Origin of the sequence: Janthinobacterium sp. P210005 (genome assembly GCF_036231865.1) — a bacterium.
Taxonomy (GTDB): domain Bacteria; phylum Pseudomonadota; class Gammaproteobacteria; order Burkholderiales; family Burkholderiaceae_D; genus Janthinobacterium; species Janthinobacterium kumbetense.
On record NZ_JAZARC010000001.1, the window covers coordinates 1,390,907 to 1,413,477 of the forward strand.

20 protein-coding genes are annotated in these 22,571 nt (G+C 65.9%); 11 read left to right on the forward strand and 9 right to left on the reverse strand.

Features of this window, described 5'->3' with window-relative positions:
* Positions 1–35: 35 nt before the first annotated feature.
* Both VPH40_RS06040 and VPH40_RS06045 read right to left on the reverse strand, forming a co-directional pair.
* Positions 36–941 carry a LysR family transcriptional regulator gene (locus VPH40_RS06040; protein WP_305052521.1) on the reverse strand — a complete coding sequence of 302 codons (906 nt, stop codon included), beginning with the start codon at positions 939–941 and terminating at the stop codon, positions 36–38.
* A 56-nt stretch (positions 942–997) separates the two neighbouring features.
* Positions 998–2,446 (reverse strand): M20/M25/M40 family metallo-hydrolase, encoded by a 1,449-nt coding sequence (locus VPH40_RS06045; protein WP_328572977.1) that lies wholly within the window; start codon positions 2,444–2,446, stop codon positions 998–1,000.
* A gap of 173 nt (positions 2,447–2,619) precedes the next feature.
* Here VPH40_RS06045 and VPH40_RS06050 point away from each other — a divergent pair, with 173 nt between their 5' ends.
* From VPH40_RS06050 to VPH40_RS06060, 3 genes are all read left to right on the forward strand, one after another.
* Complete coding sequence (locus VPH40_RS06050) at positions 2,620–3,150, forward strand: GNAT family N-acetyltransferase (RefSeq protein ID WP_328572978.1); 531 nt, start codon at positions 2,620–2,622, stop codon at positions 3,148–3,150.
* Between the two features lie 120 nt (positions 3,151–3,270).
* Entirely contained in the window at positions 3,271–3,723 is a 453-nt protein-coding gene (locus tag VPH40_RS06055; protein WP_099667421.1) for a glycine zipper 2TM domain-containing protein, read from the forward strand.
* 149 nt (positions 3,724–3,872) lie between these two features.
* Positions 3,873–4,823, forward strand: coding sequence for a PP2C family protein-serine/threonine phosphatase (locus tag VPH40_RS06060; protein ID WP_305052523.1), 951 nt, complete (start codon positions 3,873–3,875; stop codon positions 4,821–4,823).
* Here VPH40_RS06060 and VPH40_RS06065 read toward each other — a convergent pair.
* Positions 4,804–5,223, reverse strand: a complete 420-nt coding sequence (locus VPH40_RS06065) for a DUF2177 family protein (protein ID WP_099667419.1) — start codon at positions 5,221–5,223, stop codon at positions 4,804–4,806. The two genes, VPH40_RS06060 and VPH40_RS06065, sit on opposite strands and share 20 nt — an antisense overlap.
* 346 nt (positions 5,224–5,569) lie before the next feature.
* Here VPH40_RS06065 and VPH40_RS06070 point away from each other — a divergent pair, with 346 nt between their 5' ends.
* From VPH40_RS06070 to VPH40_RS06090, 5 genes are all read left to right on the forward strand, one after another.
* Positions 5,570–7,165 carry an FHA domain-containing protein gene (locus VPH40_RS06070; protein WP_328572979.1) on the forward strand — a complete coding sequence of 532 codons (1,596 nt, stop codon included), beginning with the start codon at positions 5,570–5,572 and terminating at the stop codon, positions 7,163–7,165.
* A 486-nt stretch (positions 7,166–7,651) separates the two neighbouring features.
* Positions 7,652–8,254, forward strand: a complete 603-nt coding sequence (locus VPH40_RS06075) for a metal-dependent hydrolase (RefSeq protein WP_251348223.1) — start codon at positions 7,652–7,654, stop codon at positions 8,252–8,254.
* A 105-nt stretch (positions 8,255–8,359) separates the two neighbouring features.
* Complete coding sequence (locus VPH40_RS06080) at positions 8,360–8,869, forward strand: sigma-70 family RNA polymerase sigma factor (protein ID WP_328572980.1); 510 nt, start codon at positions 8,360–8,362, stop codon at positions 8,867–8,869.
* On the forward strand, positions 8,845–9,837 hold the full coding sequence (locus VPH40_RS06085; protein WP_328572981.1) for a FecR domain-containing protein: 993 nt from the start codon (positions 8,845–8,847) through the stop codon (positions 9,835–9,837). The genes VPH40_RS06080 and VPH40_RS06085 overlap by 25 nt, the downstream gene beginning before the upstream one ends.
* A gap of 115 nt (positions 9,838–9,952) precedes the next feature.
* Positions 9,953–12,430 carry a TonB-dependent siderophore receptor gene (locus VPH40_RS06090; protein ID WP_328572982.1) on the forward strand — a complete coding sequence of 826 codons (2,478 nt, stop codon included), beginning with the start codon at positions 9,953–9,955 and terminating at the stop codon, positions 12,428–12,430.
* A gap of 7 nt (positions 12,431–12,437) precedes the next feature.
* Here VPH40_RS06090 and VPH40_RS06095 read toward each other — a convergent pair whose 3' ends face one another.
* From VPH40_RS06095 to VPH40_RS06115, 5 genes are all read right to left on the reverse strand, one after another.
* Positions 12,438–13,340 (reverse strand): pirin family protein, encoded by a 903-nt coding sequence (locus tag VPH40_RS06095; RefSeq protein WP_328572983.1) that lies wholly within the window; start codon positions 13,338–13,340, stop codon positions 12,438–12,440.
* On the reverse strand, positions 13,337–13,735 hold the full coding sequence (locus VPH40_RS06100; RefSeq protein WP_034783198.1) for an OsmC family protein: 399 nt from the start codon (positions 13,733–13,735) through the stop codon (positions 13,337–13,339). Before VPH40_RS06100 ends, VPH40_RS06095 begins: the two co-directional genes overlap by 4 nt.
* A gap of 78 nt (positions 13,736–13,813) precedes the next feature.
* A complete protein-coding gene (locus tag VPH40_RS06105) occupies positions 13,814–14,191 on the reverse strand; it encodes an SIMPL domain-containing protein (RefSeq protein WP_328572984.1) in 378 nt (125 codons plus the stop codon).
* 35 nt (positions 14,192–14,226) lie between these two features.
* Entirely contained in the window at positions 14,227–16,545 is a 2,319-nt protein-coding gene (locus VPH40_RS06110) for an SUMF1/EgtB/PvdO family nonheme iron enzyme (protein ID WP_328572985.1), read from the reverse strand.
* Between the two features lie 19 nt (positions 16,546–16,564).
* Positions 16,565–18,886, reverse strand: coding sequence for a hypothetical protein (locus tag VPH40_RS06115; protein WP_328572986.1), 2,322 nt, complete (start codon positions 18,884–18,886; stop codon positions 16,565–16,567).
* 322 nt (positions 18,887–19,208) lie between these two features.
* On the opposite strand from VPH40_RS06115, the gene VPH40_RS06120 reads away from it, so the two are divergent.
* The 3 genes from VPH40_RS06120 to VPH40_RS06130 all read left to right on the forward strand — a co-directional run bounded on the left by VPH40_RS06120 (position 19,209) and on the right by VPH40_RS06130 (position 21,498).
* The gene (locus tag VPH40_RS06120) at positions 19,209–19,445 is read left to right on the forward strand and encodes a hypothetical protein (protein WP_328572987.1); all 237 of its coding nucleotides are present in this window, start codon (positions 19,209–19,211) and stop codon (positions 19,443–19,445) included.
* 199 nt (positions 19,446–19,644) lie between these two features.
* On the forward strand, positions 19,645–20,343 hold the full coding sequence (locus VPH40_RS06125) for a YXWGXW repeat-containing protein (protein WP_251348214.1): 699 nt from the start codon (positions 19,645–19,647) through the stop codon (positions 20,341–20,343).
* 126 nt (positions 20,344–20,469) lie between these two features.
* Positions 20,470–21,498, forward strand: a complete 1,029-nt coding sequence (locus VPH40_RS06130; protein WP_251348213.1) for a transporter — start codon at positions 20,470–20,472, stop codon at positions 21,496–21,498.
* Between the two features lie 65 nt (positions 21,499–21,563).
* Here VPH40_RS06130 and rnk read toward each other — a convergent pair whose 3' ends face one another.
* Complete coding sequence (gene rnk, locus VPH40_RS06135; protein WP_162835757.1) at positions 21,564–21,971, reverse strand: nucleoside diphosphate kinase regulator; 408 nt, start codon at positions 21,969–21,971, stop codon at positions 21,564–21,566.
* Between the last annotated feature and the right edge of the window lie 600 nt (positions 21,972–22,571).

Consider the following 22,571-nt stretch of genomic DNA (forward strand, 5'->3'; position numbering starts at 1 on the left):
GTTGCTACTGGCCCTGAGCTGGCGCGCCGGCGGCGTCAGCCGGCGTTGATCCGGGCCGCGCAAGCGTCGACCACGCAGCCGCGCAGCCAGCGGTGGGCAGGGTCGGCATCCATGCGCGGATGCCACATCAGCGACACGGTCAGGTCGGGCATGCGCAGCGGCAGCGCAAAACTGAACATGCCGGCGCGCAGATTGCCCGTATGCCGTTCCGGCACGGTGGCGATCAGGTCGGAGCCGGCGGCCAGCGCCAGCGCCGCCGTGAAGCCGCCGACGATGCTGGCGATCGTGCGCTGCAATCCCAGCGCGGCCAGCGCGTCGTCCATCGGCCCCGTCTCCTGGTCGCGCCGCGCCACCAGCACGTGCCGGCCGGCCGCATAGCGCTCGGCGCTGATGTCGCCCTGCGCCAGCGGATGGCCGCTGCGCACCACGCCCACGAAACGGTCGCCGAACAGCCTGCGCGTGCGCACTTCCGGGCTGGTGAGGCTGCCGATCACGCCCGTTTCCAGGTCGATGCTGCCCTCGCGCAGCTGCACGCTTTCGCGGTCGAGCTTTTGCACGAAACGCAGACGCACGCCTGGCGCTTGCGCGCCGATATGCGCGAGCAGCGCCGGGCCGAAATTTTCCACGAAACCGTCGCTCGAACGCAGCGTAAACGTTTGCGCCAGCTGGCGCGGATCCAGCTGCTGCGCCGGCCCCAGCACGGCCAGCACTTCGCCCAGCAGGGGAGCCACTCTTGCGCGCAACTCCAGCGCGCGCGGCGTGGGCACCAGTTCACGGCCGGCGCGCACCAGCAGCGGATCGCCCGTCGTCTCGCGCAGGCGCGCCAGGGCGCGGCTCATGGCCGATGGACTCAAACGCAAGCGCCGCGCCGCGCGCGTGACGCTGCCTTCGGCCAGCAGGACATCGAGGGTGATCAACAGATTCAGATCGGGTAGCGACATGGTGTTTACCTTGGCATGCATTGCTGGCACCAAGTTGCTGGCGCCAGCACTGGCGCTTACTCGCCCTGCTCCGGCGCGCGACCGATCTCGCCGTCGATATTGGCCAGGAACCAGGCCAGCGCCGACATCAGCGCCACGTTGCGCTTCAGGTTTTCCGGGTCGACCTTGTCCAGCGTGTCGGCCGCTGTGTGGTGGTAGTGGAAGTAACTGTGGCTGTCCACCAGCGGCTCGAAACTCGGTACGCCGCCCGTTTCCAGGCGGTGCAAGTCGCCCGTGCCCAGCGCGTCGCGGCGCGTGAAGGCGTGCGCGCCCATCGGCAGCAGGGCCGCGCGCAGGGGCGCGAACAGTTTTTCCGACTTCGGCCCCACGCTGGCGAGGATGCCGAACGGACGGCCGGCGCCGCTATCCATCTCGATGGCCGCGTACTGCTTGCCCAGCGCCTGTTTGTGGGCCTCGAAATAGGCCTGGCCGCCGCGCCCGCCGTTTTCCTCGTTCATCCAGGCGATCACGCGGATGGTGCGACGCGGACGGTAGTCGAGCTTTTTCAGGGTTTCCACCACGCCCATGGCTGCCACGACGCCGGCGCCGTCGTCGTGCGCGCCCGTCGCCAGGTCCCAGGAATCGAGGTGACCCGAGACCACCACCACTTCGTCGGCCTTGTCCGTGCCCGGCCAGTCGGCGATGACGTTGTAGCTGTCCGCTTCCGGCAGGTTTTGCGGCGTCAGGGTCAGGTGCATTTTCAGGGGGCCGCGCGCGGCCAGGCGCCCCATCAGCAAGGCGTCTTCCACGGTGACGGCGGCAGCGGGAATGCGTTTATTCTCGTCCAGGCCCGTGGCGCCCGCGTGCGGGATGCGGAAATCGGCGCCGCCCACCGAGCGCACCAGCGCAGCCGCTGCGCCCAGGTCGGCCGCCGCCTTCGGCCCGAGGAATCGCGCGCGCGAACCCTGGCCATAGGTGACGCCGGCCAGACCGCGCTCGGCCATCTCCTGGTCGAACGGCGTGTCGATCAGCACGATGGCGCCCTTCACTTCCGACGCGCGCGCCTTGAGTTCATCCAGGCTCCTCACGATGATCACGGGCGCCGTCAGGCCGGCGGCCGGCGTGGCGCCGGAGCCGCCCAGGGCGGTGAGCACCACGCGCTGCGACACGCCCTGAGGACGGCCCGCGTAATCGACGATTTCCGCCGTTTCCACGCCGCGCACCCAGTGCGGCACTTTCACCGGCTGCAAGGTGACGGTGGCGCCCAGCCGGCGCATGGTGTCGGCCACCTGCTGCACGGCGGCGCCCGCGCCGGCGGACCCGGACAGGCGCGGGCCGATCAGATCCGTCATGTCGGCCAGGCGGGCGTACGCCCAGTCGCTTTGCAGCGCGGTGTCGCGCACCTGCGCCAGCGCTTGCGGCGCATTGCCTGGCGCGGCGGCAAAGGCGCCGGCGCTGACGATGCAGCCAAGGGCGAGGGATACGGCGGAACGGCGCAGTGGCGCGCCAGTCAGGATGCTATGCATGTGTTCAAATCCAGTCAACGAGGTCGGAGCGGGTACGCCGTGGCCATGGGCAAGGCGCGACTTTTTCTACGATAGCGTATTTATTCTGTCATTGCAGCAACTTTTACGGGATCGATTGCCTCGCCCCCCAGAGTCGATTACCATCAGAATCGTGATCGCTACCGGAAACCGCCATGCTCAAGGGAACACTCTGTACCGTCCGGCATTTGCAGGCCGCCGACCTGAATACCTATATTTCCCTCGTCAACGACCTGCCCTCGCGCGGCGAGTTTTTCTCGATGCAATTCAAGTCGCCCGAAGCCATGCGGCGCGACTTCCTGCAATCGGGCTTCGTGACCGAGGACAGCGAATTGTTCCTCATCGAAGATCACACCCAGCACATCATCGGCACGATCACGCACTTCAAGAGCCGCACGCCAACCTCGCGCGAGATCGGCTACCGCCTGTTCGACCGGCAGCGGGATGGACGCGGCTACATCAGCGAAGCGACGCGCCTGCTGGTCGACTACCTGTTCAACGCCTATCCGTATCACCGGCTGGAGCTGCTGATGGACCCGCTGAACATCGGTTCCGAGCGCATCGCGCAAAAGAACGGCTTTACCCAGGAAGGCTTGCTGCGCCAGGCCTTCTTTATCAATGGCGTGATGCGCGATGTCAAAATGTACAGCCTGCTGCGTCCGGAATGGCAGGCGCGCCTGCGCTGACTTGTTACGGCCGGGGCAGGATTGTAATAAGTTGTATTAGACATGGAACACGGTTGCGACAGCAGATATAGTCCAGTCCATGCAGATCATTGTGATCTCGCCGGAATGGAAGGAAATGCCATGTTGAACAAGAAACTCCTGGGTGCGGTAATGGTAGCGGCAGTGGCTGTGTCTTCGGCCGCAGTCGCCGGTGACCGCGACTTCAATACCGTTGCAGGCGCCGTTGTCGGAGCGGCCATTGGCAACAGCACCGGCGGCCGCAATGGCGCGATCGTCGGTGGCGTGCTGGGCGCGGCCGTCGGCAACAGCATCAGCACGAATGACCGTTATTACGACCGTGGCGGCTATCGCGGCGGCTACCGCGAAACCTATTATGCGCCGGCGCCGCAGCCCGTGTACTACGCCCCTGCCCCGCAGCCCGTGTATTACGCACCGCCACCGCGCTACTACGGCCCGCCGGCTGTCGTCTACGTGCAACCGGGCCGCGGCTACTACCGCGACCATGGCCGCCGCGACTACTATGACCGCGGAGACTACCATGACCATGGCCGTGGCTGGGGCCATCGCCGTTAAGCAGCGCCATGTACTTGCTCCATGAAAAACCTGCGCCAGCCTGCTGCCGCAGGTTTTTTTGCGTGAAAGGCAAGGTATCGCCCCTGCACAATATCGGCTAAGCTGTGTCCTATGATCAACATTGCTGGCCGCCTGGACCGCACCAACCGATGCATTTAATCAAAGACGAGCTCGACTTCGGCCCCTGGCTCGACGCCGCAGCCGGCACCAGCGTGGGCGCAGGCCCCCTGCCGCGCCGCGAAAACCAGGACAATTTCCTGCTGATCGATGCCGGCGGCCACGCCGTCTGCCTGTCGCGGCAGGCGCCGTTCCACTGCCAGGTGCCGGGCTGGCCGCGCGGCCACGTGCGCGCAGCCGTGCTCGACGGCATGGGCGGCCACGGCCACGGGCGCGAAGCGGCGGAAGCGGCCGTGCAAGGCTTGCTGGCCATGCCCGCCTGTCTTGACACGGCCAGCCTGGCGGCCAGGCTCGACGCGCTGCACACGCGGCTGCAGGACAGTTTCGCCGAGGCCGCGCCAGCCCAGGCGCGGCCGCCCGGCACCACCCTGACCCTGCTGGAAGTGCCGCCCGGCGAAGCGCCGCTGCTGTATCACGTGGGCGATTCGCGCCTGTACGAAATTGCCGACGGGACAGCCAGCATCCTCACCGTTGACCACGTGCCAGCCACCGTGTACGCCATGCGCGGCGCGCTCGACGAGGCGCGCTGGCGGGCCGCCGTGCACGGCGAACACCACCCGCAAATCTCGCAGGCATTCATTTTAGGCAACGCCATCGGCGACAGCTTGCAGCTCGACAAGCCTTTGCGCGGCCTCGATGCGGCCATCTTGCCGCCCTTCCTCGCTCACCTGGGCGACCGCCGCGTGCTGCGCGTGCGCCCCGGCGCCCACTATCTGCTGGCCAGCGACGGTTTCTGGGCCTGCGAGGATCCGCTGGCTCTTACGGCCCGCTGGCCCGCCTTGTGCGCCGGCAAGACTGCGGCACAGGCCGTCAGCGCCCTGTTCGACGACTTTCTCTCGCATCCACCCAAAGGCTTGCATAGCGACAACATTACCGTGCTGGCGCTGCGCTTCGATGCGGAATTCACCGCCCCAGCCGGCTAGCGGCCAGGTAGCCAGCCGTCGCCGACACGGACGACAGCACAGCGCCCCAGGCCATGTCGATCGCCGTCAAGGCCAGCGGCCAGTCGCGCAAGGTCGCATAGTTGCTCAAATCATAGGTACCATAGGCCAGCAGGCCCAGCAGCGCGCCCAGCACTGCCGCCGTGCGCCCGCGGCGCGCGCGCAAGCCCGGCAAAATGGCGAAAACCAGCAATCCCGCCACGTACAGCAGATAAAACAGCGTCGCCGGCGCCCAGCGGGGAGACTCCGCCAGCAGCGGCCCCAGCGCCGCGGCGTACACCGGTTTCATCAGGACCGCCAGCCACAGGGCATCGATGGCCAGGAATACGCACAAGGTGGCGCCATAGGCTATGGCAAGCTGGAGCGGGCGTTGGGCAGGCATGGTCGTCTTTCGAAGTCGGGCGGCATCGGGGGAACGGCTGTGCCAGCATAATACAAAACGCCTTCCAGCTCTTGCCGCAGGCATCACCATGCGCGACCGGCGTCCACACGCATGGCTGGAAAACCTGTTTCATACAATATCAAAATAACATATCCAGAAAGATATAAAATGTGTTTCTGGGCAATAGTTTCCATGACATGTATTGCAAGGTGTGACCAGGGACATGAATTTGGACAAAAAGAGCGCATTCCGCTGCCGTGAAAGTTGCCAAGCAAGCGCAAAAGCGCGTAAGCTCTCATGTATAACAGAGGGCAAAATGTCCCCGCTCGATTCGAGTCAGAATGTCATGAAAAAATGCAGCAACCCGGAGCACCCGCACTGTACGTTCTGGGTCTTGCCTGGGGAAACAGTCTGCGCGGGCAACCACCCGCAAGCGACGACCGCCCCCAGCAGCTACGACCTGTTGACCGCACTGCGCAGCGCCCGTTCCGAGCCATCGGCGACGGCGCTTCCGCACGCCCCTGCTGCTGACGCTGTTACCGCACCGCTGACGGGCGCAGTCGCGCCAGCGCTGCCCACCCGCATTCCTGCGACTCTGCCGGCCTCCACGCCAGCAGCCTCGCCTGCTGCCACCGCTGCCGCCCACCCCGCCTACCAGCCTGTGCAAGCCCACCTGCACATCAGCGGCTTCGATCCACGCGCGGCAGGCGGACGGCAAACCCTGAAGATGGAATTGCGCGGCATGAGCGCCGCCTGCGCGCCGCAGCTGACCTTGCGTCTGCGCTCGGACCTGATCCCCCGCGGCCAGGTGCAGCATGATTTCGTGCGCGCCACGCGCGGCGACTGGCGTCCCGTGTTTGTCGAGTTTTCCTCACGCAACAAGGAACACGGGCAATACCAGATCGAAGTCGAAGTGCACAGCCACGTCGATGGCGCCGTGGCGCAGAAATGGGTGTGCACCTTTGTCATCCTCGTGCCGCGCCGCGACGCCACCCTGACGGAAATCCACCAGATCTTCCTCAGCACCCACAAGAATGTGCGCGTGATGGCCGACGACGCCTCGATCGCCCGCGTCACGGGCGGCGACGGCTGCAACCTCGACGTGACGGCGCGCAATGCCGGCATCGCCCACGTGGATCTGTCTGCACCGCAGGGCAAAATCGACATGGGTTTTACCACCATCGCCTGGGACGAGGAATTGATCGAAGTCGATCTGCCCGCCGCCAGCCACTGCCATCCGCACCCGAGCCAGGCCGCCTGTCTCGTCAATGCGGCGCCGGAAGCGGGCGAGCAGCGCCAGATCCGCCTGTTCGCGCTGGAAGAATGCATGCTGGGGCGTTTTGAGCTGGTGGACCCGGAAGCCGATGTGCTGCTCAGCCATTTCAGCCCCGACGGCCAGGACAACAATGGCTTGACGCGCCGCCTGTCGGGCCGCCACGCCATCATCCGGCGCGGCCAGCAAGGCTTTGAAATCGAGGACGTGTCGCGCTACGGCGTGCTGCTCGATGGCGTGTGGCCCGGCAAGCACAAGCCCGTCGCCCTGCGCCTGGGCATGCGCATCGAATTGTCTGCCAGCATCAAGGGCATCGTCGTGCTCAGCGTCACGGCACTGCTCGCGCACGGCGTGATCCTGCACCGCATCGACCACGGCGCCCGTGCCGAGTGTTTTTACCTGCTGCTGCCGGAAGCCCAGCCTGCGCCGGCCAGCCACCTTGCCACGCCGCAAGCCAGCTGCCTACCCGTGCTATTCCACCGCAACGGCGGTTTCTGGCACCTGGACACGGCCAGCGGCAAGGAAACCGCGCTGGCGCCCGCCACCGCGCTCGACAAGCTCAGCGGCTTCGCGCGGCACAACCGCTTCGCCAGCGAACCGTATCCGGAATGCTGGATCATCCGCACCGAAGGTGCTGCCCTGTGCGATAGCACCATGCAAACTGCCTGATACAACGCCTCCCGCCACCTGACCGCTAGCGTCTGAAAAATGGTCAGAGCAAGGCGCGCTGCCGAAGACAGTACGAATGTACGGCAAGGCAGTGCAACGCAGCTATGGCCTTTTTTCGGACGCTAGCGTGGCACCAGCACGAGAAAAATCATCGACAGGCCGAGTATGAACACCGCTTCCAGCGTGAACACGATGGCGGGAATCTGTAATTCGCGTGGGATTTTCATGGCGAAACCTCTTAAAAACGCAGCACTGCTTTCAGCATAGTGCGCCCGGCGCCGATTACATTATCAGCCTCACAACACACTTGACCGGCCGGCATGAGTTGCCGGGTTCGCTGGCGAGGCTATTCGGATACACAATTTAACAATTCAATCGCCGATATTCTGCAAATAGCACCCCTCCCCGCCCTTTGATACTGTATATTCATCCAGTTAATATTTCCCTGCACTTCACACAGCGCCCGCACGGCGTTTTACATTTCCTATGGCTTCCAACAAAGCGCATCACGCGACCGGTTGGGCTGCCGGCGTGATCGCCGCGGCCCTGGTCGCGCACGCTGGCGCCGGCGGCCCCTATCAAGTGCTGAGCATGCTCGCCTTTGTCATGGGCGCGCTGGGCGGCACGGCGCCGGACTGGCTGGAAGTGGCCTGGTGGGCGCGCACGCACCGGCTATGGATCACGCACCGCACGTGGACGCACTGGGGCCTGGCCTGGATCGCCCTGCTCGTCTATACCTGGATGCAATTGCCGCACCACCTGTGGGCGCCGCCCCTGTTCGGCTTTGCGGCCGGCGGCATCATGCATTTGCTGGCCGACTGGCCCAATCCGCTGGGCGTGCCGTGGATCTTCCGACGCCACTCGCTGCGCTGGTGGAAAAGCGGCCGCCACGACATCATCGTCATCATCGCCGCCTGGCTGGCCGCCACCGTCGTGGCCGACCACGTGTTTTTTGACGGCATCCACCTGCGCCGCACCGTGCTGGCGCTGGACGGCTTGCTGCACTGGTCCGCCACCGCGCTGCAGCAAGCCTGGGCGGATCTGCAACAGTGGCAGGAGCGCTGGCGCCTGGGAGCCCACGCCAATTGACGCCGGCGGCGTGGCAATGTGATAATGAGTATCATTCTCAAACAGCCCAGCCAGCCGGCACCCCGCGTTCCGTCAGCCCAGCCCTTCCCTTGTCTGGAGAACGCAGTGAGCACCGTCAGTCCCGTCCATGCCAATCACCTGAGCACCCTGTACAGCGAGCACCACGGCTGGCTGTATGGCTGGCTGCGCGGCAAGCTGGGCAACCGCGCCGAAGCGGCCGACCTGGCGCAGGACACCTTTTTGCGCCTGCTGGGCAAGCGCGAGGCGGCACCGCTGCGCGAGCCGCGCGGCTACCTGGCGACGATCGCGCGCGGCTTGCTGATCGACCGCTACCGCCGCCAGGCGCTGGAGCAGGCCTACCTGGAAGCGCTGGCGCAGCAAGCCGAGCCAGCATCGATGTGCGCCGAAACGCACGCCATCATCATCGAAACCCTGCTCGCCGTCGACCGCCTGCTCGACGGCCTGGGAGCACGCACGCGGACCATCTTCCTGCTGGCGCAAATCGAAGAACTCAGCTACGTGGACATCAGCCGGCGCCTCGGCATCTCGCTGCCAACCGTGAAGAAGCACCTGGTGCGCGCCTACACGGAATGCCTGATGCTGGCGGCCGCCTGATGTTCGGCCCCGCGATCTCGCCTTCCGCCCCCATCGCCCGCAAGGTGCTGGCCGCCGCCGCCCACTGGCATGTGGAGCTCCAGTGCGGCAGCGCCGACCCGGCCGCCCTGCAGGCATGGCGCGACGCCAGCGCCGAACATGAACGGGCCTGGGACCTGCTGCTGCGCATGGACGGCCAGCTGGGCGCGATACCTGCAGCGCTGGCGATGCCGGCGCTGCAGGCGGCGCAGCAGCGCCGGCGCTCGGCCGCCAAGATACTCGCCCTGCTGGTGGCGGCCGGCGGCGGCATCACGCTGGGCCAGGCGGGCTGGCAATCCGGCCCATGGCAAGCCCTGACGGCGTCCCTGCGCACGGCGCCGGGCCAGCGCCGCCACGTCACGCTGGCCGATGGCGGGCGCCTGGAGATGAATACTGCCAGCGCCCTGGATGTCGCTTACAGCGCCACGCACCGCCGCATCCGCCTGCACCGTGGCGAAATCATGATCACGACGGCGCCCGATCCGCGCCCCTTCCTCGTCGATACGCCGCACGGCGTGATCCGCGCGCTGGGTACGCGCTTCGGCATACGCTGCGACGACGATGACAGCACCGTCAGCGTCTTCGAACACGCCGTGGAAGTGCGCTGTGCGGCGCGTCCGGAGGCCGTGCACCGCCTGGAAACGGGGCAGCAGCTGCGCTTCGGCGCCACCGGCGCGGATGAGGTATTGAGCACGCCCGCGCACCAGGACAGCTGGCTGCGCGGCATGCTGGTGGCCGCCGACTGGCCCCTGCAACAGCTGGTGGCGGAGCTGGCGCGCTACCGGCGCGGGCGTCTCGCCTGCGACGCCGCCGTGGCGCGGCGCCCCGTCACGGGCACCTACCGCCTCGACGATATCGACGCCGTGCTGGAAAGCCTGTGCGCCTCGCACGGGCTGCAAGTGACGTACTTCACGCGCTACTGGGCCACGGTATCGGTCCGGCCGGCATAAATATTTTCAGTTTTTTTGCGTTTGGGGTTGGTGTTTCGATGCGCTGCTTCGGCTTGACAAGTAAGAAGCCGATTCATTGACCATTTTCTTATCCCTCTGAGCAGAAAGACCGAGCATGCAGCTGACCACCCCCGTCCTCCATCCCGCCGCGCGCGCCATCCGCCTGGCCGTCCTCGCCATGGCTTGCGCCGCCCCCGCCGCCTTCATCGCCGCGCCCGCCCTGGCGCAAGGCCAGGCCGCCGCCACGGCGCCGCAAGCCTACGCCGTGCCAGCCGGCCCGCTGGCCACTGCCCTGAACGACTTCGCCGTCGCCGCAGGCGTCAGCCTGTCGACGGATCCCGCGCAGACGCGGGGCCTGCGCTCGCCCGGCGTGCGCGGCAGCTTCAACGTCACGCAGGGGTTCGCCCAGGTGCTGGTCGGCAGCGGCATGGAAGCCGTGCAGCTGCCGAACGGCGCCTATGTGCTGCGCCAGGCGGCCGTGCCTTCCGCCGCGGCGAGCGGCGCGGAAAAGACCATGGCGCCCGTGACGGTCAGCGCCAGCATGGAGCGCGACCCCGTCAGTGAACACAGCAACTCGTATGCGGCGCGCGCCGTCACCGTCGGCAAGGGCGTGCAAACCCTGCGCGAGATTCCGCAATCGGTCAGCGTCGTCACACGGCAAAAGATGGACGACCAGAACCTCAACACCATTGACGCCGTGCTGGCCAATACCACCGGCATCACCATGTACGACAGCCCCATGGGCGGGCGCTATGTGTATTCGCGCGGTTTCATGGTGGAGACGTACCAGTTCGACGGCGTCAACCGCGCCATGTTTTACCCGCAGGCGAACAGCTTTACCAGCAATACGGCCATGCTGGACCGGGTGGAAATCGTGCGCGGCGCCACGGGACTGCTGCAGGGCACGGGTTCGCCGGGAGCCGCCATCAACATGGTGCGCAAGCGCCCGCTGGCGGAAAAGCAGGTGCAGCTGGCGCTCAGCGCGGGACGCTGGAATGACGTGCGCGGCGAAGTCGATGTCACCGGTCCCTTGAACGAGTCGGGCAGCATCCGCGGCCGTGCCGTGGCCGCGCATGACCAGCGCGATTATTTTTATGACGTGGCCGACAGCCGCACGGACGTGTTGTACGGCGTACTGGAATTCGACCTGGCGCCGGGCAGCAAGCTGACGACGGGCGCCAGCTACGAAAAACTGAAGTCGACGCCGTTTTTCTCCGGCATGCCCCGCTACCTCGATGGCAGCGACCCGAAGCTGCCCCGCTCGACCTTCCTGGGCGCGGACTGGAACCGCTGGGACAGCCGCCAGACGGCCGCCTTCGCCGAATTCGAACACCGCTTCGATGCCGACTGGTCGCTCAAGGCCAGCGCCAACTACACGCGCGAACAGCATGACGTGAAATACATGTTCAACCTGGGCGCGCTCCATCCCGCCACCCTGGCCGGCATGATGATGTATACCGGCGTGTTCGACTACGGCACCACCAACAAGGGCATCGACCTGTCGCTCGATGGCAAATTCAACGCCTTCGGCCGCCGCCACGGCTTCAGCGCCGGCATCAGCACGAACCGGCTGGAAAGCGACAGCGATTACAGCCTGGCCATGATGAAGCTGCCCAATAGCGCGCTGCAACCCAATCACGGCGTGGCGGAACCGAGCGATGCCTGGATACGCAAGGAAAAGTATGGCGGCGCCCACAGCCTGACGAGCATGACGCAGACGGGCGCGTATGGCGTGGCCCGCTTCAGCGTCAGCGACCCGCTCACCGTGGTGGCGGGCGGGCGCGTGTCGAACTACAAATCGAGCAGCGTGTACCGCGACACGGGCGAGGTGTATATCGACCCCTATCGCGAAAACGGCGTCGTCACGCCGTATGGCGGCGTCATTTACGCGTTCGACAAGCGCTGGTCAGGCTATGCCAGCATCTCCGACATCTTCCAGCCGCAAAACCAGCGCACGGCCGACGGTGCCCTGCTCGACCCGCTGAAAGGCCGCAACCTGGAAGTGGGCGTGAAAGGTGAACTGTTCGACGGCAAGGTCAATACCTCTCTGGCGCTGTTCCGCATCGAGCAGCGCAACCGCGCGGAACTCGACCTGGTGAATACCTGCTCGTCCGGCACGGAGTGCTATTTCTCGGCGGGCAAGGTGCGCAGCGAAGGCGTCGATGCGGAAATCAGCGGCGAGGTGGCGCCAGGCTGGCAACTGTTCGCCGGCTATACCCTGAACAACTTCAAGTACCTGGAGCAGACGTCGAATGCGGGCGTGATGTTCGCCAGCACCTACTCGCCGCGCCACATGCTGCGCGCGTGGAGCGACTACCGCCTGCCCGGCGCCTTGCAGAAGTGGAGCGTGGGCGGCGGCGTGAACTTCCAGACGGAGAGTTCGCGCACCACGCGCGACGTGAAGGTGGCGCAAGGCGCGTACGCCTTGTGGAGCGCGCGCGCCGCCTACCAGATCGACCGCAACTGGACGGCGTCGCTGTCCGTGACGAACTTGCTCGACAAACGCTACTACCAGACGGTGAGCGCACCTGCGTGGGGCAATTTCTACGGCGAGCCGCGCAAGGCGCAACTGACCTTGCGCGCGCGTTTCTAAAGGGGACTCAGGTCGCCGGGCGCAATGGCGCCTTCGGCAACGGGATGAATTCCGTTTCGCCCGGCACCTGTCCCATGCGCTGGGCGCTCCAGTCGTCGGCCGCCTGCGACAGGCGCTCCTTGCTCGACGAGACGAAATTCCAGAACAGGAAGCGGTGGCCGTCCAGCGGCTCGCCGCCGATGACGACGAACTGCACCGGGCCGCTGCCCGCCGTCACCACCGGTACGGCGCCCGCTCGCACGGCTCCCGCTTCCAGCAAGGCCATGGTGTGCGGCGCCAGCGCCACGCCATCGACCAGCACTTCCCCGCTGATCGGGTAAATCGCCGCTTCCGCCGGCAAGCCATCCAGCCGCAGCTCCTTGCCTGCCTCCAGCGCCACGTCCAGGTACAGCGTCTGCATGTAGGTGCGCACGGGCGAGGTCCGGCCAAACGCCGTGCCGATCAAGACCTTCACCACGGCGCCATCGAGCGGCACGACGGGAATGTCGGCCTGCGGCGTATGCGTGAAACTCGGTTCGTCTTCCTCGTGCGCCTTCGGCAGCGCGGCCCACAGCTGCAAGCCGTGCGTGCGGTGCGGCTGGCCCGCCAGGTCGTGCGGCGTGCGTTCCGAATGCACGATGCCGCGCCCGGCCGTCATCCAGTTGATGGCGCCCGGTTCGATGCGCTGGTACGAACCGATGCTGTCGCGGTGGTCGATCGCGCCCTCGAACAGGTAGGTGACGGTGGCCAGGCCGATGTGCGGATGGGGGCGCACGTCGTGGTTGGCGTCGGGCGCCACGTCGATGGGGCCGAAATGGTCAAAGAAAATGAAGGGGCCGACGGCCTGTTTTGCCGCGGCAGGCAGCAGGCGCCGCACGACAAAGCCGCCGCCCAGGTCTTTTTCGTGGCTTTTCAGGATGGCCGCGCTCATGCCAGCACCGTCGTCACTTCGGTGGTCACCGCCGTCATCAATTTATGCAGCGGGCATTTGCCGGCCGCGGCCAGCAATTCCTCGCGCTGCGCATCCGTCAGCTCGCCCGTCAGGTGCAGGGTGGCGGCCAGGCGGTACACGCCCTTGCGCTCTTCGCTGGCATCGCGCTCCGTGCTCACTTCCACGTGTTCCAGCGGGATGCCCTTGTGTTTGGCGTACCAGACGACGGTGAGCGCCTTGCAGGCCGACAGGGCCGCGTCGTACAGGTCGTGCGGCGACGGGCCGGCATCGCCGCCCCCTTCCGCCACCGAAGCGTCGGCGGAAATGATGTGGTCGCGCACGTGCACGATGTGGCGCATGGGTTGCGACTGGTCGCGGATGGCTTTGATGGTCATGGCGTTCCTTGGTGCGTTTGGAAAGCCACAATTTACACCGTTTGCCCGCTTTGCGCAGCCTGCTCCCCTGCTACCTGGTCATTTGATACGGAACAGGGCGTCGACCGTCTGCGCCATTTTGAGGCTGGTGATCATCAGCATGTCGTCGGGATTTTGCCGCTGGCGGCTGTTCGCGCGGTTGTAGCGGTCGGACGGCACCAGGCCCACGGCATTGCCCAGGTTTTTCAGCTGGTCCGACGAAATGCCGGCCACGGCGCCCGCGCGCTTGCCGAAGCCGCGCGCCATGGCATCGGCCTTGCGCTGCGCATCCTTGACGGCTTCGCCCATCAGTTCCTCTTCCAGGCGGATGCGCTGCGTGGCGCCGAAGGTGACGGCAAACGCATCGAGGTTGGGCATGGCCAGCAGCGGACGCATGACGGCAGGCCATTTCGACACTCCGGCACGGTTAAGGCGCATGAAGTATCCGCCAAGATGACTGATTTGACAACGCGCTAATCGAGCGTGCGCGCCACCCGGAAGCCCACGATGTCGTTCGACAGCACGGTGGAAAAGCCGTTGCGCAGGGCCGAACGCAGATAGCGCGGGTGGTACAGCCAGGAGCCGCCGCGCAGGATGCGCCGGCTGCTGTCGCTGCCCTCTTCCCACGCGCTGCCGTTGACGGGCGCGCCCTCGTAATTGTCGTGCACCACGTCCTGCACCCATTCCCACACATTGCCGTGCATGTCGAACAGGCCCCAGGAATTCGGCGCGAAGGTACCCAGGGGCGTCGTGCCGCCCCGGTACACGCCGCGCGGGCCGCCGTTGTACACGTACAAGCCGTCGTAATTGGCTTGCTCGGTGCTGATGGTGTCGCCCACGTTGAAGGCCGTGCGCGTGCCGGCGCGACACGCGTATTCCCATTCCGCCTCGCTGGGCAGGCGGTACTGCCGGCCCGTGCGCTCGCACAGCCACGCCAGGTAAAGCTGCGCGTCATTCCAGCTCACGCCGACCACCGGGTGCTGGTCGTTCTGCACGAAGCCGGGATTATCCCAGTCCGTTTCCGACCCGCCCGCCCATCCCGTCGCCTTGACGAAGGCACGCCATTCGCCCACGCTGACGGGGTGCCGGGCCAGCGCGAACGGACGCTCGATGCCGACCCAGTGCTGCGGCGTTTCGCGGTCCAGCCATGACTGCTGCGAACCGGCCTGGATGGCCGCCTTGTGCTCCGTCTCGTGCGCGCCCATCTGGAAGCGGCCGCTGGGAATGAGCACCAGTTCCGGCCCCTGTCCCGAGCCATCGAGCCAATCATCGCGCAAGATGCCTTCGGCATTGGCCACCGGTTCCGCGTGTTCCGGCTCCGGTTCCGGCGCTGGCGCGGATGCCGGCGCAGGGACAGCTGCGGTCGCGGCGCGGCTGGCCTCTTCGCGGCGCGCGCGTTCCTGCTCGGCCCGATACGCCGCCTCCGCCTTGGCGACGATGGCCTTGCGCTGCAATTCCTGGTGTTCCTGCAAGGCCGTGGCGGCATCGGCTTCGCGGCGCGCGCGCAGCTGGCCGCGCAGCGCTTCCTTGCGCAGCTTGCGCGCCTCTTCCGCTTCGAAATGGCGCTGCGCCTCCTGCTCGCGGCGCAGTTTATCCTGCCGCTGCTTTTCCAGCGCGGCCGCCTGGATTTCCGCCTTGCGGCGCTGGTCCAGCTCTTCCTGGCGCGCACGCGCCTCCTTGAGCGCCGCCTCGCGGGCCTGTTCCGCCGCCAGCGCCGCCTTCTGCTGTTGCTCTGCCAGACGCGCCTGCTGCTGGCGCGCCTGTTCCGCCAGTTCTTCGGGCGACGGCCCGGCGGCCCGCTCCAGCCCTTCGAGCAAGGCTTGCACGGATAGCGGCCGCAATTCCGCCGTCAGCGAAAAACCGTTCTGCAGCACTTGCCACTGTTGCGCGTTGAGCGCCTGCGGCGCAGACGGCAGGTGGCTGGCGCTGCGCGTGTCGTCGAACGGCATGCGCCCTTCCAGCATCTGATAGATCATCACGGCCACGGCATACACGTCCAGGCGCGGGCTGGGCTGGCGCTGGTTGGCGCCGGCCTCGGGCGCCCGGTAGCCGTGCGTGCCCGCATTCGGCATCTCCAGCGCCAGGCTGCTGTCCGCATTGCGCACGCGCGACGCGATACCGTAGTCGAGCAATTTGACATCGCCCTTCGCCGTCAGGAAGACATTGCCCGGCTTGATATCGCGGTGCACCAGCTTGTGCTTCTCCCACGCATACGCCAGGGCTTCGGCCACCGGGTGCAGCAGCTGCTGCACGGCGGCCAACGGCAGCGCGCCCTGGCGGCCCAGATAGTGTTCGAGGTCTTCGCCATCGAGGCATTCCATGATGATGAAATAGCTGGCCGTGGCCGGGTCCTGCGCCCACTCGTAGACGCGCACGATGTTTTCATGCGCGAGTTTTCTCGCCTGGGTCGCTTCCTCGATCAGCAGTTTCGCGTGCGTGGCGCTTTGCGTCAGCTGCGGCGGCAAGATCTTCAGCGCCACCATTTCGCTGCTGCCCAGCTCCGCGTGCGTAGCCAGGTCGGTGGCTTGCCACACCTGCCCCATGCCGCCCGTGCCGATCAGCCGTTCGAGCCGGTAGCGGCGGTTTTGCGGGCCGATTTCCTGGCCCGTCATGAAGCCCAGCTCAGTGCCCTGCCGCACGGGCAGCGGCGCGGCCACGGGTGCGGCGCCGGGCGGCGCGTACTCGGCGTCGAGGATGGCGTTCTTGCGGCGTTCAAATTCCTGCTCGCTGAGCAGCCCGTCGTCGTGGAGGGCGCGCAGTTCCCGCAGTTTGTCTCGTGCTTTTTGCATCATCTGGGGTAAAACGCTTCCATCAAGGCTGCAAGGCGACGCCGCAGGCGGCGCAGAATTTATCTTCCGGATGGCCCGCGCGCTGCGCATGGCCGTTCTTGCAGCGCAGCGGCGCGCCGGCAGCAGACGCCGCGCCTGGCTGCAGCGCCTGCGCCACGGCCACGCCCAGCTGCGCCTGCGCCGACAGGCCATGCGCGTGCGCCGCGTTCTGCAGGTTAATCAAGTCCAGCTGCTGGCGCCGTTCGCGTTCCGCCTGGCCTTCCAGGTAGCTGCGCTCCTGCGCCGCGCTGTCCTGCGCCATGCGCAGTGCCTCGGCGGGAGAAACGCTGTTCTCGGCCGCCGCCAGCGCCGCCAGCGCGTGGATCTGCTCGGCGCTCATGCCCGCCTGCAGCTGCACTTTCAGCACCTGCGCCAGCGCGGCCGCGTTCTGCCCGGCGGCCATGGCCACCTTGCCCGTGTCGCTCAGGGAGCCTATTTTTTCGATGCGGTCGATGTCGATGCGCGCCAGTTCGGCCGCATGCGCCTGCTGCGCCAGCAGGGCTTCGTACTCGCCCTTCCAGCGCGCGTAATCGCTTTCGCGCTGCTGCGCCATGGCCAGCAAGTCGCGCTGCCATTGCGCTTCCTGTTCCAGCTGGCGCAGTTGCTGGCGCTGTTCCTCGATGGCCAGCGCATCGAGCTGGGCCAGCTGCGCTTGCTGCTGCAGCTGGCGCGCGTGCACGCCGTCGGCCTCGATGGTGCGCAGCAGCTTTTCCTGCTGCGCGATGGCGTCTTCGCGCGCGCCGCCGCGCCGCAACGCCGCCACTTTTTCCGCGATTTCCGCCGCCTGCACCTGGGCCGCTTCATCCTTGTGCGCCTCGGCGCGCAACAATTCGCGCTGGCGCGCCAGCTGCATCTGCTCTTCCCACTCCTGCACCCGCTCCGCCTCGCGCTTGCGCGCCGCATTCGCCAGCATCAGGCCCTGCCAGGCGGCCTGGTGCTGCTCCGCCTCCAGCTGCGCCTCGCGCTGGGCCGCATCCGCTTCCGCCTGGCGCAGACGCGCCAGCTGGGTGCGGCGGCCCGTCTCGTCGTCGATCAGCAGCGCGCTTTCCACCTGCTGCGCAATCGACTGCAAGTGCACCTGATGCGTAAAGCGCTGCTGCGCCAGCTGGATCTGTTCGCGTCCGTGCAGCTGCGACAATTCCAGCTCGCTGCGCATCTTGATGGCGGCCAGCGCCCGCACGTGTTCCCAGTTGGCCGTTTCGTCGGCGCGCTGCGCGCCCTTCTGCGCCAGTTCCTGTTCCAGCTCGCCCAGCGCCAGCGCGGCGCCATGGTCGAGCGCCTGGCGCCGCGATTTCGCTTCCAGGATGCGGCCATACAGGTCGATCTGGCGCCCGCGCAGCGCTTGCAGGCGCTCCGCTTCCTGGTGGTTCAGCTCCGCCTTTTCCACCGTCGCATCCTGCGTCAGTTCGGCGCGGCGGTGCGCATGGCGCGCCGCCAGCTCCTCGCGACGGATGCGCTGCCACTCTTCCTCGTCATACAGCTGGTCGAGCTGCTTCATGCGTTCCAGGCTGTGCTGCTCGAGTTCCTGCGCCGGCAAGCCGCCCAGCCACAGGGTGCCGATGCTGGCGCCAGCGTTGCCTTCGCGCTTGTCGTGGCGCAGCGCCAGGGTTTCCACGCGCGTCACGGCCAGGCCGCTGGGCGCCAGGCGCTGCGTCAGGGCCGATTGCAGGCGCTCGTTCAGTTCCGGGCGCAGGTCGGCATTCGCATCCATCTCGCCCAGCGCGCGGCTGCCGATGAATTCCAGCGCGATCTGGCGCACGGATGGCAGCAGCAAGGCGTGCAGGTGGGCGCGCGTGACGGCGCCCGGCGCGCGCATGAACTGGCGCGCGAACGCGTCGGGCTGGCCCAGGGCGATATCCACGCGCAGAGACGCGGCGACATTCAGCAACTCCGTGCTGGCCAGGCCGGGCAAGTCGAATTCCAGGCTGACGGCGTCGGCGCGCGCGATCAGCACTTCGGCCGGACGCGCCGGCAGCAGCGCGGGCAGGCGCGCGAAGAAGGCGGCGCTGTCGTAGTCGCCGGCAGGTATCAAGGTGAAAGCGTCCGATTGCACGATCCAGGCGCGCGACTCGGCCGGTACCTGCAGGCGGCGCGCCGCGCTGCCGAACAGCGAGGACAGTTCGCGCACGCCGAAGAACAGGGCAAGTTGCCCATCAGCAAGATGCCATTGATTGGCATGCAGCACCGCGTCGCTGTCGGGTGCCCCCAGCGACAAGCCGCATTGCGCGCAATAGCCGGCGGCAGCGCCGTTCTTGTGCTCGCAGCGCGGGCAGCGGGCGCCGCCAAAACCAAACAATTGGAACATGTATGACTCCTGATGATATTTTTATCCACGCGACGGGGCCGCCATGCCGATTCTAGCAGGACAGCTGGCCCTGCACTTGCCGCGCGCGGCAGTGTGCAGCGTCAAATAATGCCACGCGGCAATTACATTCATATGCCCGGATACAGGGCAATTTAGGCCTCAATTCAAGCGGTCGGCTTGCCAGCCCCGTGCGCAGGCATTTCAGCGCCTTTTTTTTGCAGGCCATCCCGCCAAAACCACGGCTGGTCGCATCCGCATGGCGCAGCGGCCCGCGCCTGGCTACAGTGCATGCATACCCACCCGCCACCCGAAAGGAAACATCATGAAAGCCTTGAAAAACATGGAAGCCATCTTCACCGTCGCCGTCGCCATCGCCTGCGGTGCCAGCTATGCCAGCTTCATGCAGCCATCGGCCGCCAAGGCTGCCGACGTGGCGCAAGCGGGCGCCATCCCCGTCGTCGTGGTCAGCGCCAAGCGCATGACGGAACAGGAAAAGAAAATCTCGCTGATCGAGGAACGGCAAGCCTTGCTGGGCAACGCCAGCGCCAGCACCCTGTGAGCCGCCGATGCTGACACCACGCCGCCTGGCGCACTGCGGACAGTCGCCGCGCCAGGCCGCCATAGGCATCTGATTTGTATCCGCCACGGATACACGGACACACAGCATTGTGTCAATTGTAATAAGTTGAATCAAAGGCGAAAAATCGCCGGCAAGCGCCTATAGTCCATTTCACGCAATCACCGAAATGGAGCAACCCATGAAACCCATCACACTCTACGCAGCAGCCATGCTTGCCATCAGCGCCGCGGCCTTCCTGCCCGCGCAGGCCATGGCCCAGAATCAGCTCGGCGTCAGCATTGTCGTCGGCAACGCCCCGCCTCCGCCACGGTTTGAAAGCGTGCCAGCGCCACGCGCCGGCTATGTCTGGGCGCCCGGCTACTGGAACTGGGATGGCCAGCGCCACGTCTGGAACAATGGCGAATGGCTGCGCGAACGGGGCGGCAATCAGTACCGCCGCGCCGCCTGGATACAGGAAAACAACCGCTGGCGCCTGGACCGTGGCGGCTGGGTCGCCGCGCAAGTGCAGCCCGTGCGCTACGACGAGATCCGCATCGCCCCGCCGCCGCCGCGCCGCGAAGCCATCCCGCGCGCCCGCCACGGCTACATCTGGGCGCCCGGCCACTGGGAATGGCGCAGCCAGCGCTACGCCTGGACGCCAGGCGTGTGGATCGCCGAACGCCCCGGCTATGCGTATGCGCCGCCCGCCTGGAACCAGCGCGACGGCCGCTGGCAGATGGAGCAAGGCCGCTGGTCGCCACGGGGCCCGAACGGCGACCGCGACCGCGACGGCATACCCAACCGCTATGACCGCGACAATGGCAACCGCCACGACCGCGACCATGACGGCGTGCCGAACCGCGACGACCGGCGTCCGGACAACCCGAACCGCAGCTAATACTCGGCTGTAGTCAGCACCAAGTAGCACCAAGGCCACCCCTCGCGGTGGCCTTGTCATTTTCCCGACACATCCGTGTATTAAAATCGCGCGACGATCAATCACACTGCGCGAGAAAGATTCACGATGGCGATGGAAACTGCCGGTTTTACCTACGGCTCGGACACCTCGGGCCTGGTCTGGGGCTTCCTGTTTGGCCGCGAGGCGCAGCCGCTGGCGCTCGACTCGACGGCCGCGCTGGCCTGGCTGGCCGATGGCACGGCGCGCCCGGCGCAGGAATTCGTCTGGCTGCATTTCAACCTGTCGCATGCGGCCAGCGAAAAATGGCTGATGACGCACACGCAGCTGGCCGACGAATTCTATGAAACCCTGCACCAGGGCTCACGCTCGACGCGCATCGAACAGGCGGAAAACACCCTGATCGCCGTGGTCAACGATGTGGTGCACAATTTTTCGTTCGAGGCGTCCGACATTTCCACCATGTGGGCCAGCGTGGCGCAAAACCTCGTCATCACGGCGCGCCGCGCGCCGCTGCAGTCGATCGAACGCCTGCGCCAGGCCGTCATCAAGAACCACGAGCCGATCCGCTCGTCGGTGGAGCTGCTGATCCACCTGTTGCGCGACCAGGCGGACGTGCTGGTCAACATCGTGCGCGACGCCGTGGCGCGGGTCGACGATATCGAAGATCACTTGCTGGCCGGGCGCCTGGTGCCGAAACGCGAAGACTTGGGCGCCATGCGGCGCGTGCTGGTGCGGCTGCAGCGCCTGCTGGCGCCGGAACCGGCCGCCCTGTTCCGCCTGCTGCAACGCCCGCCCGCCTGGGTGTCGGAGCTGGACAGCCTGGAATTGCGCCAGTCGACGGAGGAATTTTCGGTGGTCCTCAGCGATATGTCGTCGCTACAAGAACGCATCAAGCTGCTGCAGGAAGAGATCGCCGCCAGCGTCAACGAGGAAAACAGCCGCAGCCTGTTCGTGCTGACCATCGTCACCGTGCTGGCCTTGCCGATCAATATCATCGCCGGCATGCTGGGCATGAATGTGGGGGGAATTCCGCTGGCCCAGCATCCGCAGGGCTTCTGGATCATCGTCGCCATCATCGTCACGTTCACGGTGGTGGCGGGATGGCTGGTGGTGCGCGTGCAGAGGAACAGCTAGCTCCGCTCCCGGCACGGCCTGGCAAGCGAACGGCGGGCGCCGTCCGCCATTACTGCTGGCTACGCTTAACGGTGGTATTCGCCAGCCCGTTCAGGCTGGTAAACGATTTCCTCGATCTTGACCTTCACCACGCCGCCCGGCATGGGCCAGGCGATGCTGTCGCCCACCGACAGGCCCAGCAGTGCGCTGCCGACGGGCGCCAGCACGGAAATGCGGTCGGCCTGGCCTTCCACATCCTTCGGATACACGAGCGTCAGGCAGAATTCCTCCTTGTTTTCCACCGTGAAGCGCACGGTGGAATTCATGGTCACGACGGTCGGGGGAATCTCTTGCGGCTCGAGCACCTCGGCGCGGCCCAGTTCGTCGAGCAAGGCAGCCTTGTCCGGTGACAGATTATTACCCAAGGCATACAACAACGCTTCCAGTCGTTCCAGGTCTTGTGACGACAAAATAATTTTTGGTTTTTTTTCCAAGATATCCTCACTATTGATCATTAGGGCGACGTCCGGGTTTGCTGGCGGCAGCTTGCCTGGCCGCGGCAGACAAAACAAACAGCATCAGGACGTCCATCATCTGCGGATTATGGACGAACTCGCGGAGCAAGGCCATAGCGTTCTCGCATTCTTCATTAAAATTTATTAAAATCAATGACTTGCAATGACCCATGCAGGCAAAAAGTTAATCCGCGCCGCGATGCCGGGGCCATTGAAGTTATTCTTGATGGCATTTTGTTTATTGTCAGCATGTTTTTAAAGGAAAAAAACAGCCGGCAAAAAAAGGATTAAAATTCAGCTTGGATTATTATTAGAAAGACACGCCCCACCTTTTCCGCCTGACTTGTCACCTAAGTAAGTCGTGGGAAATTATTGTGAAGTTATGACGAACAGAACCGGATGCGCTGCAAGGCGCCCGTTGCGACGCAGTGCAGGCACTGCCAGCAGCGGGTAACGCCGCAGAGCGCCGGTTATGGAAGTCAGAAATCACAATAATTTATTACGACCTACTTAGCCTGCTGCCACCGGCCTGTGGCATGCAGACAAAATTGCCGCGCGCCCTGTACTTTCACGCTGCAA

Coding starts and splice junctions, on each gene's coding strand:
- VPH40_RS06090 (WP_328572982.1), top strand. CDS start 9,953: ATGCAGCTGACCACCCCCGTCCTCCATCCCGCCGCGCGCGCCATCCGC.
- VPH40_RS06100 (WP_034783198.1), bottom strand. CDS start 13,735: ATGACCATCAAAGCCATCCGCGACCAGTCGCAACCCATGCGCCACATC.
- VPH40_RS06065 (WP_099667419.1), bottom strand. CDS start 5,223: ATGCCTGCCCAACGCCCGCTCCAGCTTGCCATAGCCTATGGCGCCACC.
- VPH40_RS06110 (WP_328572985.1), bottom strand. CDS start 16,545: ATGATGCAAAAAGCACGAGACAAACTGCGGGAACTGCGCGCCCTCCAC.
- VPH40_RS06060 (WP_305052523.1), top strand. CDS start 3,873: ATGCATTTAATCAAAGACGAGCTCGACTTCGGCCCCTGGCTCGACGCC.
- VPH40_RS06075 (WP_251348223.1), top strand. CDS start 7,652: ATGGCTTCCAACAAAGCGCATCACGCGACCGGTTGGGCTGCCGGCGTG.
- VPH40_RS06095 (WP_328572983.1), bottom strand. CDS start 13,340: ATGAGCGCGGCCATCCTGAAAAGCCACGAAAAAGACCTGGGCGGCGGC.
- VPH40_RS06045 (WP_328572977.1), bottom strand. CDS start 2,446: ATGCATAGCATCCTGACTGGCGCGCCACTGCGCCGTTCCGCCGTATCC.
- VPH40_RS06125 (WP_251348214.1), top strand. CDS start 19,645: ATGAAACCCATCACACTCTACGCAGCAGCCATGCTTGCCATCAGCGCC.
- VPH40_RS06130 (WP_251348213.1), top strand. CDS start 20,470: ATGGCGATGGAAACTGCCGGTTTTACCTACGGCTCGGACACCTCGGGC.
- VPH40_RS06120 (WP_328572987.1), top strand. CDS start 19,209: ATGAAAGCCTTGAAAAACATGGAAGCCATCTTCACCGTCGCCGTCGCC.
- VPH40_RS06085 (WP_328572981.1), top strand. CDS start 8,845: ATGCCTGATGCTGGCGGCCGCCTGATGTTCGGCCCCGCGATCTCGCCT.
- VPH40_RS06040 (WP_305052521.1), bottom strand. CDS start 941: ATGTCGCTACCCGATCTGAATCTGTTGATCACCCTCGATGTCCTGCTG.
- VPH40_RS06070 (WP_328572979.1), top strand. CDS start 5,570: ATGAAAAAATGCAGCAACCCGGAGCACCCGCACTGTACGTTCTGGGTC.
- VPH40_RS06050 (WP_328572978.1), top strand. CDS start 2,620: ATGCTCAAGGGAACACTCTGTACCGTCCGGCATTTGCAGGCCGCCGAC.
- VPH40_RS06115 (WP_328572986.1), bottom strand. CDS start 18,886: ATGTTCCAATTGTTTGGTTTTGGCGGCGCCCGCTGCCCGCGCTGCGAG.
- VPH40_RS06105 (WP_328572984.1), bottom strand. CDS start 14,191: ATGCGCCTTAACCGTGCCGGAGTGTCGAAATGGCCTGCCGTCATGCGT.
- VPH40_RS06055 (WP_099667421.1), top strand. CDS start 3,271: ATGTTGAACAAGAAACTCCTGGGTGCGGTAATGGTAGCGGCAGTGGCT.